This is a genomic window from Levilactobacillus cerevisiae (assembly GCF_003946245.1).
Classification (GTDB): domain Bacteria; phylum Bacillota; class Bacilli; order Lactobacillales; family Lactobacillaceae; genus Levilactobacillus; species Levilactobacillus cerevisiae.
In genome coordinates this window covers 1-10,908 of the sequence record NZ_RHNN01000047.1, presented here as the reverse complement: position 1 = coordinate 10,908, position 10,908 = coordinate 1, and the positions used below count along the sequence as shown (strand labels likewise).

The 10,908-nt window shown below is 45.0% G+C and carries 8 protein-coding genes and 6 pseudogenes; 8 read left to right on the top strand and 6 right to left on the bottom strand.

Annotation, left to right across the window (positions count from 1 at the left end; all coding sequences use genetic code 11):
* Positions 1–139 (top strand): annotated as a pseudogene (locus tag EKM99_RS15940) (MobA/MobL family protein); the annotation flags it as partial.
* A gap of 198 nt (positions 140–337) precedes the next feature.
* Here EKM99_RS15940 and EKM99_RS14970 read toward each other — a convergent pair.
* The 4 genes from EKM99_RS14970 to EKM99_RS16030 are packed head-to-tail and all read right to left on the bottom strand — an operon-like array spanning position 338 to position 4,044.
* On the bottom strand, positions 338–742 hold the full coding sequence (locus tag EKM99_RS14970; RefSeq protein ID WP_011178835.1) for a GtrA family protein: 405 nt from the start codon (positions 740–742) through the stop codon (positions 338–340).
* 15 nt (positions 743–757) lie between these two features.
* Positions 758–2,692: a hypothetical protein gene (locus tag EKM99_RS14965; protein WP_011178834.1), complete on the bottom strand. Its 1,935-nt coding sequence runs from the start codon at positions 2,690–2,692 to the stop codon at positions 758–760.
* A 9-nt stretch (positions 2,693–2,701) separates the two neighbouring features.
* The gene (locus EKM99_RS14960) at positions 2,702–3,649 is read right to left on the bottom strand and encodes a glycosyltransferase family 2 protein (RefSeq protein ID WP_046870790.1); all 948 of its coding nucleotides are present in this window, start codon (positions 3,647–3,649) and stop codon (positions 2,702–2,704) included.
* Positions 3,631–4,044: a phosphatase PAP2 family protein gene (locus EKM99_RS16030; RefSeq protein ID WP_046870789.1), complete on the bottom strand. Its 414-nt coding sequence runs from the start codon at positions 4,042–4,044 to the stop codon at positions 3,631–3,633. The genes EKM99_RS14960 and EKM99_RS16030 overlap by 19 nt, the downstream gene beginning before the upstream one ends.
* Positions 4,045–4,115: 71 nt before the next feature.
* Here EKM99_RS16030 and EKM99_RS14950 point away from each other — a divergent pair, with 71 nt between their 5' ends.
* Entirely contained in the window at positions 4,116–5,033 is a 918-nt protein-coding gene (locus tag EKM99_RS14950; protein ID WP_011178832.1) for an IS30 family transposase, read from the top strand.
* Between the two features lie 817 nt (positions 5,034–5,850).
* Here EKM99_RS14950 and EKM99_RS14945 read toward each other — a convergent pair.
* A complete protein-coding gene (locus EKM99_RS14945) occupies positions 5,851–7,137 on the bottom strand; it encodes a YhgE/Pip domain-containing protein (protein ID WP_011178831.1) in 1,287 nt (428 codons plus the stop codon).
* Positions 7,138–7,301: 164 nt separating this feature from the next.
* On the opposite strand from EKM99_RS14945, the gene EKM99_RS14940 reads away from it, so the two are divergent.
* The 5 genes and pseudogenes from EKM99_RS14940 to EKM99_RS14920 all read left to right on the top strand — a co-directional run bounded on the left by EKM99_RS14940 (position 7,302) and on the right by EKM99_RS14920 (position 9,842).
* Positions 7,302–7,850: a TetR/AcrR family transcriptional regulator gene (locus EKM99_RS14940; protein WP_068281321.1), complete on the top strand. Its 549-nt coding sequence runs from the start codon at positions 7,302–7,304 to the stop codon at positions 7,848–7,850.
* Positions 7,851–8,231: 381 nt separating this feature from the next.
* Positions 8,232–8,333: pseudogene (locus EKM99_RS14935) on the top strand (recombinase family protein); the annotation flags it as partial.
* 4 nt (positions 8,334–8,337) lie between these two features.
* A pseudogene (locus tag EKM99_RS14930) lies at positions 8,338–8,454 on the top strand (GNAT family N-acetyltransferase); the annotation flags it as partial.
* 113 nt (positions 8,455–8,567) lie between these two features.
* Positions 8,568–8,786, top strand: a pseudogene (locus EKM99_RS14925) (iron ABC transporter permease); the annotation flags it as partial.
* Positions 8,787–8,984: 198 nt separating this feature from the next.
* A complete protein-coding gene (locus tag EKM99_RS14920; RefSeq protein ID WP_054712244.1) occupies positions 8,985–9,842 on the top strand; it encodes a DegV family protein in 858 nt (285 codons plus the stop codon).
* A 113-nt stretch (positions 9,843–9,955) separates the two neighbouring features.
* Here the strand turns inward: EKM99_RS14920 and EKM99_RS14915 are convergent.
* Positions 9,956–10,435 (bottom strand): annotated as a pseudogene (locus EKM99_RS14915) (response regulator transcription factor); the annotation flags it as partial.
* Positions 10,436–10,502: 67 nt separating this feature from the next.
* Here EKM99_RS14915 and EKM99_RS14910 point away from each other — a divergent pair.
* Positions 10,503–10,908: pseudogene (locus tag EKM99_RS14910) on the top strand (IS30-like element ISLpl1 family transposase); the annotation flags it as partial.

The window sequence follows — 10,908 nt, the reverse complement described above, 5'->3', positions numbered from 1 at the left end:
GAAAGATCGTAAATCAAACTCACGGTATGCAAAAGAGTTTAACGTGGCTTTACCGGTAGAATTAAGTGAATCCGAACAGAAAGAATTACTGACAAAATATGTGCAAGAAAATTTTGTCGATCAAGGTATGGTAGCTGACCGGCACCGCATGTACGAAGAGTTCGTCGCGTTCGAAACGATGATTGCGCATCACGATTTGGCTGCCGCCAAGCAGCGGATGGCGCATTCGCTGGCTGTGATGAACGTGGTCGACGCAGCGCTGGCGGATGCCGGCATCAAGCTTGGCTAGCCAAGCAAAATGGTCTCGGCAGTTTCCACTGCTGGGACCATTTTTACGTTAAGCGAAAATTAGTTTGCTGAAGCCATAATTGAGCACGATGACGACGACCTGGTCGATCAGCTTCACAATCAGCGGCGAACCGTGCATTAAGGTGAGGCCGATGAACAAAATCGCCGTGTCCGCCAGCAGTGACGCGCCGCGCAAGGTGAAGAAGCTGGCGCCTTCTTTGACCACAGTCCGGAAGGTCATGTCGGCGGAGTTGAACACGACTTTCTTGTTGGCAATGAAGGCAAACAGCACGCTGAGGACCCAGGCGATAATGTTCGCCCAGAACCACGGCATCGCGAGGTGAGTCAGGCCGAAGAACAGCACCACATTAATGCCGGTGGTGAGGCCTCCAACAATCAGGTAGCGCAAGGCTGTATCGTATTTGCTGTAAAGGGTAGTGATTGGTTTTTCCATAAAAAGGCTCCTTTCTCAGCGCTGCATGCAGGTATAAATCAACGAGGCGGTGGGCTGCGATTGGCCGTTCACCGTTAGCGGGTGAGCAGCGAGCTGATAATGGTAGGTGTGGGTCACATCGACCTGCTGGCCGCGGGTGGTGAGGTTTTGAACGGTAATCCGATATTGCCCAGCGGCGAGCTGGCGGTGCAGGCGGGCCACACTGCCAGCCATCGTTAACCGATAATGTTGCCCGGTGGCAAGGTTAGTGAGGGTGACTTGCACCTGACTACCAGCATGAATCTGAACGGAAAAATAGTTCGCTGGCGCGTTCACATCGACCACCTCTGCCAGCACGGTGCCTGGCGTCACGGTCTTGGGCTTGGCGTGATACTGCACGGATAGCTGACTGCGCTGGGCGGCAATCACTTGCTTTTGTGGCAGCTGAGCGCCAAGCACACCAGCGGCCCCAAAGGCGACGAGTGAAGCAGTGGCGCCATTGAGGAGGCTAGCTTGGTTCGCCCAGCGGGGACGCGACTGGCTGGCCTGACGCGGGATGGCCGCCAAAGCCACCCAGAGCAGCGGCAAAATGGCTTGACCATAGCGCGGTTCAACTTCCCACAGTAGGGTGTGGAAAGCCAGGTAGCCAAGGGCAGTGGTCACCGCCAGCAGTGCAAGGATTTGATGCGGGTCGGTCAGATCTGGCCGCCACCGCAAGAGCTTCAGCATCAGTGCGCCCCACATGAGCAGGGTCGCGGCCACATAGCCAATCACGGTCAGTCCCTGATAGAAGCCAGCATGATTACTGTACCAACTAGGCGCGGCGCGGAAGCCGCCGTTGTACCAGCGCTGAATGCCTTGGACATTGAGCACGATGCCTAACTTCACTACCCACAACCGGATGACGCCAACCACCCCGAGAGTTTTGATGCGCTTGGGGATGGTTTTCAAATTGTACCGCTGGCGGTCGGCTTGGCTGGGCTGCTTGATGGCACGTCCGACATCCTTGCCGGAGTAGCCGCCGTTGCTGTGCTGGTTGTAGCCCATCAAGATCCAGTGGGTCGCCGGGAACGAAAAGGCGGTGCGGGGTTGATAATTGGCTGCCACGTCAAAGACTTTGGTCGCCGGCAGACTCAGCCCGAAGCCCAGCACAATCAAGAGGATGGGCAGGGTCAGTTTGGCTTGTCGCCAGAGGTGCTGACGGGCCAGAATCAGGCCGACAATCAGCAGAGCTGGCAACAAGACCACCAGATTAGGCTTGAGCATGGCGCCGAGCATCACGGCAACAACTAGTCCGCTGCCGGCAAACCAGCGCTGGCGCGATGTTTTCTGCGACCAGTTCAGCAGGCTGCGTATGATGATGAGCAGCACCAGCATCGTCGGTAAGTCGGAGTAAAAGACTTGCAGGTAGTAGGTGTAGGCAAACGGCGACAAGGCAAAGAAACCGAAGGCCACGACCAGCAGGCTGGCGCGCTGGCTGAGCTGCCAAATCGTATGCAGCGCCAGGGCAATAAAGCTGTCCAACACCAAGATACTCAGCAGGTGCACCGAAAGATTGGTGCTTAAGCCCACCAGTTGCGTCAGCCGCAACCACAGGGAGAGCAGATAAGCCAGCGGCACGTTATTGGCGTAGCGCCAGAAGTAGGTGATATCCCAGGTCATGTGGCCGGCGGCGAGCTGGTCGGCTTGCGACAGTACCCGGTACGGATCGTGGTAAACGGTGTTGGGCATCACGTGCAACACGACCACCTGGGCAATCAGCATCGCCAGTAAGCCAAGGCCAATGCCCCAGCGCAGCTGCCTTGTAGACAAATGGTCAAGTCGGGGCGCCCCGAAGTAAAGCCCCGCGCCCAGGAGCACTACCACCAACAGCGCCGGCACCCCGAGCACACTGGTCAGGTTACCGATGCTGCCAATGAGCAGGCAGAGGATTAAAATTGCTGGCAGAAAGGCGGGTTTAATCTTTTTCATACCCTCACCTCAATCCAGAATCGTTTGCACCGTGTAGCGCGGGCGATGTTTAACTTCGGTGGTGAGCTTGCCGATGTATTCACCAATCACCCCGAGGCTGATCATTTGGATGCCGCCAACGAACCACAGCGACACCATCAACAACGACCAGCCGTGCACGGTGAGCCCCAGCATTTTCATGACAATGGCGTAAACCACCATGCCCACCGCCAGTAGGCAAGACAAGGTACCCAGAATGAGAATGAGCCGCACCGGCGCAATCGTTAGGCTGGTGATGCCGTCCCAGGCAAAAGCCAGCATCTTTTTCAGCGGGTACTTGGATTCGCCGGCCATGCGCGGCGTGCGCTTGTAGAAGACTTCGGCAGTTTTGAAGCCGAGCTTAGGAATCAGGCCGCGAATGAAAATGTTGCGTTCTGGATACTGCAGGAAGGTTTCAACGGCGCGCTTGGACATCAGGCGGAAGTCGGCGTGATTGGGCACGAGTTCGACGCCCAGCAGCTTGAGTGTCTTGTAGTAGCCTTGGGCCGTGGTGCGCTTGAACCAGCTGTCGGTTTCCCGGTTGTTCCGGACGCCGTAGACGATGTCGGCGCCATCCGCATAGGCATCCACCATGTCGCCGATTTTGTCGGGATCATCTTGGAGGTCGGCATCGATGGTGACAATCATATCGGCGGTTTTCACGGCTTCACTCATGCCGGCGATCAGCGCCGACTGGTGGCCGAAGTTGCGGGAAAAACGCAGTCCGCGCACGCGAGAATTCATGGCGTGCAGTTTTTCGATGATGTCCCAGGTGTGATCCATGGAACCATCATCGACGATCAGGATGTCGGCACGCTGACCGAGGACGGTTTGCGCGGCGATTTGGTCTTCAACGGCCAGTAATTTTTGCACCGAGGACGTCAGCACCTCTTCTTCATTGTAAGCAGGAACAACAATCGTTAATTTTGATGTGGCCATGATTTCAACATCCCTTCCGGTAAAAACTGCCGCATTTTAGCTTGAATAAAGGCTTCCGCAGGTGTGACCAGCAACCACCAGCCGCTAGCTAAGCAGACACTGGCGAGCACATCAGAGAGGTAGTGGTCGCGCAGATACACCCGCGATATCGCCACCATCGCGATCCAGCCAATGCCAATCAATACAGTAATCAGCTGGGTTTCTTGATCTTGAATGTGCGGCAGCATCCAGTCCAAAATGATTAAATCAATCTGGGCCTCGTTTTGCCGGAACATGTCCAGCGCGATTAGGCCGTCATTGGCCCAGAACACATTGAAGTTCTCGAGCTCAAATTCGGTTTTGAGTGAGTCGGCTAAGCCCGCCTCGTCTTCGACTAGTAAAATGGTGGATTTCAATGGTCTTCTCCCTATGTGAATTGTGCCTTTAATGGTAATTGTCCAAAACAACCATAAAGGAACTGCGACTCATGATTAGTTTATCATCTCAAGAACGTACTGTCATTCAAACTTTGCTGGAATTGAATTATTCGATTCGTGCCATCGCGCGTTTTATTAACCGATCACCTGCGACGGTCTCTGTTGAAATTCATCAAGTCACGCCCTATAAAGCTGATATTGCTCATGCATTGGCATTGAAAAAACGTCATCTACGTGGCCGTCATCACACACTAACACCAGCTATCGTTGTCTTTTTGAATGAGCACATTGGCATTTTAAAGTGGTCACCAGAAACTGCTGCTCATGTTTTAGGGTTACCTTTCAAAACGATTTATAATTGGCTCAATGCTGGCCGACTCAAACTGTCATTAGCTGATTTACCTGACAAAGGTATTCGTCAAAAACGTCAGTCTGATGGCAGACGTCAAGTATTTGTTCACGGCCGTTCAATTGAATCAAGACCCAAAAGTGTTCAAGCACGGCAGGATTTTGGTCACTTTGAAGTTGATACGATGCAATCGGGTAAGAAACGTGGTGAAGTGCTTGTCACAATCACAGAAAGATTAAGTCGGCAACATATTGTGAGGCAAGTTAGTGGTCGCAATAGTCAGGCAGTGACACCAGTATTAATTCATTTTTTTCAAGGGATCGAGAATGCTAAGTCAATCACTGTTGATCGAGGACGAGAGTTTGTAAAATATGATGAAATCGAGCAAAAACTAGGCATTCCAGTTTACTTTGCACACCCATACTCACCAGAAGAACGTGGGAGTAATGAGATATTAAACCGATACGTTCGGCGATTCATACCAAAGGAGCGAAAAATTGAGACGGTTAGCGCCAAAGAATTAGATCAAATTAATCATTGGATTAATGCAAGACCAATGAAAACACTCAATTGGCAATCACCACGAAAGGTTTTTCAGCAGTTCGCAGTGTTCGGTTAATTCTTGCAATCTACCATATATAAAAAAGTATGACTTCGAAGATAGCAATGATTTAGCTACACATATTCGAGCTATTAATGATGACCTGCTTTATACAAACTATGCCGACGAAACAAACTTTAGAGCAAGCATTCAAAGATTAGGAGAATTATTAGGATTTGATTCTAGTCAGCCTGAGGCAGAAACGGCTATCAAAGAAGGCGGTCCTGATAATCTTTGGCTGGATCAAAGCACACAGATTGTCATAGAAGATAAAAATCGACGAGCTAGTGATGAAATCTTTAAAGGTGATGTAGAACAAATAACTACATCTTCGAATTGGTTTGCGGAAAAATATCAGAGTCAAACTTTCTATTCCATTATTTTCCACCCCTCTATCATCTTTGCTTCAGATGCACATACCAACTTTAAAGTTCATGTAGTTTCTGAAAGTAAGCTCCAATTGTTAAAAGACGCAATATATAAACTTGCTGATGGAATATGCCAGGAATCATTGAACTACTGGAGTGCTGAAAATCTCCAAAATTTATTTTGTGACACAAAACTATTAAAGCATTCGTTCATTTCCACCTACACAGTACCTGCCAAAAAAATAATGATATAAGAAAGCTTTTATGTGTGATTAGCCAATAGGGTATACCTCAAGAACATTCTCTGCCTCTATACAATTCAGAATTTTTATATACATTTACACAAAATATTTCACACTCTCTTTTTTTTTGAGGGAATTGTTGCTAAATGGATCATCAAAAAATAGTCAATCAATTGATTGGCTATTTTTAATGATATGAATAATTGGGTTTCATGTTTTGTTTAATTATTTAATTTTGCGGTGTGGGCGAACCGTGAACAAATAGTGTTTTAAGTATCCTGAACTATACATCAAGATAGCAGCGACAAATCCAATTATTAACAAGACTAATAATGATGACATGGTGGTACTCGATCCATTATGGAAATACAAAGTATTTGTTAGTGTTTGCATGCTAAATCGCATTGGAACCCAACTGTAAATTCCCTTTCGGTACAAAGGATCAAGGGTTTCCGGTGCATAAGATATCACGGAAATTGCTAGGAGCCAGACTACGAGTAGTAATGGGTAGAAAGTAAATCCCAACCAATCCAGGACACACGTTATAATAAGATAAAAGACAAAGATACTAATAGACATTAATCCGATAAAGTTAATTGGGTTTGGAATTGTTAGGTTAAAGCATACATTAACAAATAAGAACCCAACTGTTGCTGAAAGAATACTTGCTACCAAACCGGTAATTAGTTGACTAGTTATTGTTGTAGCATTTAAAAATTTTGAAGCGCTTCTTTTTGTGTGTTCGCGCCATAAAATAAGAGAGGGAATTAAAGCGCTAAACCACGCCAATGCCACTAGAAGCATGGGTGCTGTGCCATTAACCGTGTTCTTTTCAATTTTATTAGACTCATGAGTAGATACACTAATAGGGGTCGAAACCAAATCCCAAGATTTTGCGGATAAATTAATCTTATTTTTGCTAAGAACACTTTGTTGCTGTGCGCTAATTCGTGATGAAAGCGCATTTGCAATCTTAGGAAGTGCTTGGGATAGCAATTGCGATATTTGAGCATTCATTCCTTGATTAATACTGATCTTAATCTGTGCAGGGTGAACGGGTTTCTGTGTAACAAATTTAGCTTGAAGCAATTGTGATTTAAATTTAGCTTGAAGCAATTTTGATTTTGCAGAATCTGGTAATTTCTCCTTTTTTTGAAGAGTAGTGAGCTTTTGGCTAATAATTTGGGCCTTTAGCGATTCATTTTGCTGCTGTAACTCTTTTGAAAATCCTGATCTAATAATGAAAGCCCCATAATACTTTTGATCATTAAAACCATCTTTTTGTGGAGATACCCATTTGATTTTTGAATCTTTTCCATTGAATTTCTTTCGCAACTTACTTTCAATTTTATTGCTGAGAGCTCCTTTGTCTTCGTTGACAAGTGCTACAGGAATTTGTTTTACTTTGACAGAGTTACGTATGCCAATGAAGGCAAATGAAACTATTCCAATAATTGCTCCAACAAGCAATAATGCTAACCAATATCTTTTACTACGAATTACATCGAACATCTGATATTCCTCCCTTTTAAGCTAAGTACTAATAATAGTGGACATTATTTTGGAAAGACATAGACAACTTTTTTTGAAACGTCACTTAGGCATACAAAATGTTATTTGTGTATACTTAAGTTACATATGGATCTATACTGATGTTTGGAGAAAAGGAGGAACTTATGACTGATTTAAGAAATAAGAGAACAGAAATGTTAATTGAAAATTCTTTTATACAATTAGTAAGACAACAGGGATTTAATAATGTATCGGTAATTGATATCTCTAATAAAGCCTTGATCAATCGTCAGACATTTTATAGGCACTATCAGGATAAGTATCACTTGGCCGCGAAAATGATTCAGGATTTTGTGTCGACTTATGATTCAGTATTGAAGAAAAGAAGTAATTTAAATAAACAAAATCAAAACTTTTTGAGCATTACATCCATATTGGCACCTGATATAAAAAATCTTTTAATCAAACAACGTGAAAAGATTTTAGCATTGCGCTCTATTCAATTGGATAGCAAAGATTTGAGTAGTGAGATAAAAAGGGTTTTAAGAAACAATCTTGTAAGTATGCTGGAGGAAAAACCTGATAAGTTTGAAATGTCATTATTAACTTCACTTATTCTGGGTAGTTTTAATTACCTAATTGATGAACAAGAATTGCCTGATACAAGTCAAATACAACATGCAATTACAGGAATCCTTTGTTTGATAAGCTAAACCTGAATTATTCATATAAATCCCAAAATTTACGACAGTTACTGTAGTATCAACGTTGTCTAATGTTTTCACTTTTCACCTGTTGGGTGATAAAAAAAGAACCCCAATCTGTTAGATTGAAGTTACCACAACCATCAATCGAAGAGAGGGATTCCAATGTTTAGCGTTCCGAAAATTCATCTAGAAAGCAACCAGCAAGTGATTTTAACACATGATGGTGGGCATTTATTGACATAAGAGCATTTAGGGAAAGTAGAATCTTTCTATTTTCAATAAGTTAACGTGACGGCCACTAGGGTATACCCTATTGGTCTTTTTTATTTCTGTGCTATACTAGGAATTACAAGTGTTCATTAGAACTGTCCAAAAGGAGAACTGGAAATGGCTAAAATCGGTTATGCGCGTGTGAGTTCCAAGGAGCAACATTTAGATCGACAGTTAGCGGCTTTAAAAGACGTTGATAAATTATTTACGGATAAATTGAGGTCCTGAATATGATCAAACCATCCGTTTTTACGAGTCAGTGGGATTTGAGCGATTGGAAGTTTTCCCGACATTATGGGATGCTTGGAATCCTTGTTTGGTGTTGGTTAAGAAGCTTTAATAAGCGGCCAAATCGCCCGGAACAAAGTCCATAAAAATCGCCATGCCTGACAGAACAGATCGGCTCGTGTAAGCTTGATATGCGTAAGCGCATTCAAAACGAGGGATTAGTATGGGTCCATTCTTTCATGGGTCACGATGATCTCAGAATTATCCACATCCATTCTGTTGTACAACGTCAAGACTCGGACAATGACAGTAGCCATTTATACCGAAGTTATTCGTGGAAATTACGGCGTTGCAGCTGCACTATCAACGATTTTGACCGCGTTGACAGTGATTTCCTTGCTAATCTTCATGAAAGTTTCTAAGAATGGGGATATTGCGATGTAACCACAAAACTTCGTCGGAAATAGGACAAAAGGGAGTTGACCGTGACTGGTTGACTCTCTTTTTGCTGTGGAAGCGACTTTTGTTGGCAAAACTGGCTGAATATTCACATGAACGAAAAAAGATATATGTGGTGAACCTATTTACATCTAGTCTTAGAAACCATATAATATGGTTATTAAAGCCGCAAGGAGGCAGAACATGACCAAAAAAATTGCAATTGTCGTTGATTCGGGTTCTGATGTCCCTCAAAGTGTTCTTGATGAAAATAAAAATATTGCAGTCGTACCGCTGAATATTACTATGAATGGGCATAATTACCTTGATGCAGTTGATATCACACCGGATGAATTTTATTCGGCGTTAGCAACGGCGGAAACCTTGCCGAAGACGTCCAGTCCGTCACCACAAGCTGCCAAAGAAGCGATGGATGCGCTGTTCGCGGCTGGTTATCAGCAGATCTTCGGTATCACAATTTCGAGCGCGTTGTCTGTGACGAACAACGTCTTTCAATTGGCCGCGCAAGATTTTCCCGCTGACACCGTAACCATTCTTGACACAAAAAGCATCGGCATTGGCAGTGGCATCCAAGCAGCCTATGCCGCATCATTGATCAATGCAGGGGAATCTTTTCAGGACGTGATTGCAAAAGTTCGTGCCTCAATCGTCAAAAGTCGGATTTATTTCTACGTGCCAACCTTGAAGTACCTCAGTGCCGGCGGTCGAATCGGCCGAGTGGCAGGCCTTGTCGGTTCGGTTTTGCACATTAAACCGGTGATCTCATGTGATCCAGAAGGCGTCTACTACCCTCTTTTTAAGGCGCGATCTGAAGAAAAAGCGATTCAAAAGTTGGTTGAACAAGTCAAACAGGATTGTTTAAAAAGCACCCACTATCGTTTAGGAGTAGCCCACGGGCAAAACCCATCTTTAGTTAAAAAGTTGGCAGAGAAACTTCGTGAAGCGACTGGTCGGCCAGTTGATTTTATTGGTGAGGTCTCACCGTCATTGGGCGTGCATACAGGGCCAGGGCTGATTGGGGCTACAGTTCAGTCGTATTAAGGTGTTACAAAAATAAGTCACGCCTCTCAAGCTTTACCTAAAACGAAAAGCAGATCAAAATTGCCCTTTTCTCAATTTGTTGAGAAAAGGGCAATTTTGATTTGATAAAACAGTCATTCCAACCACTTATTCTTCTTAGCCATCTGCACGGCCTCAATTCGATTATGAACACCGAGCTTACTGAAAATAGCGGACAAATAGTTACGAACGGTTCCTTCTGAGAGAAATAGCGAGGCAGCAATTTGTTTTGACGATAAGCCGCTGGCGACTGCCGCCAAAACAGCGAGTTCGCGGTCGGTGAGGGGATTGCTTTCAGCTGTCACCATATTCGTGACTAATTCCGGGGCGTAAACCGTTTGGCCCGTCATCACTTTTCGAATAACGTCAATCAAATCATCACTGGGGCTATCTTTGAGCAAATAACCATTTACTTGGGCAGCAATGGCGCGTTCAAAGTAAGCCTTCTGTGCGAAGGTCGTTAAAATAATGACTTTTGTTGGTAACTCACTGTCATGAATCTTATCGGCAACATCCAATCCGGTTAACTTGGGCATCTCGATATCCAGAACGGCAACGTCCGGTTTGAGCTGTTCGGACAAAAAAAATCAGCTTCCTTTAAAATGGTGTTTACCACAAACCCATCTTTTAGGAGCTGATCTTTTGTCTAGTATAACCTATTCCGAACGAATTAAAATCGAAACCTTTTGTGAACTAGGGCTGTCCAATATCCAAATGGGCGTTCGGCTGAACCGATCACCGTCAACAATTTCTTATGAATTATCTCGATGTCAACCTTATCAGGCTGAATTAGCACAAACAGATGCCGAATACAAGCGATCACGATGTGGTCGGAAAACTAAGCTGAGCGATGAGTTAAAGCAAAAAATTCTCAACCATTTACGTCTAAGCTGGTCACCAGGAATGATTGCTCACGAATTTAAACTAGCTACTAAATCTATTTATAATTGGCTAAATCAGGGGAGAATTGATTTCTCCTTGAATGATCTACCTGAACATGGCGTACGCCAACGGCGTAACGTTGACCAACGATCCAAATATAATCAAT

Coding starts and splice junctions, on each gene's coding strand:
- EKM99_RS14970 (WP_011178835.1), bottom strand. CDS start 742: ATGGAAAAACCAATCACTACCCTTTACAGCAAATACGATACAGCCTTG.
- EKM99_RS14965 (WP_011178834.1), bottom strand. CDS start 2,692: ATGAAAAAGATTAAACCCGCCTTTCTGCCAGCAATTTTAATCCTCTGC.
- EKM99_RS14960 (WP_046870790.1), bottom strand. CDS start 3,649: ATGGCCACATCAAAATTAACGATTGTTGTTCCTGCTTACAATGAAGAA.
- EKM99_RS14950 (WP_011178832.1), top strand. CDS start 4,116: ATGATTAGTTTATCATCTCAAGAACGTACTGTCATTCAAACTTTGCTG.
- EKM99_RS14945 (WP_011178831.1), bottom strand. CDS start 7,137: ATGTTCGATGTAATTCGTAGTAAAAGATATTGGTTAGCATTATTGCTT.
- EKM99_RS14940 (WP_068281321.1), top strand. CDS start 7,302: ATGACTGATTTAAGAAATAAGAGAACAGAAATGTTAATTGAAAATTCT.
- EKM99_RS14920 (WP_054712244.1), top strand. CDS start 8,985: ATGACCAAAAAAATTGCAATTGTCGTTGATTCGGGTTCTGATGTCCCT.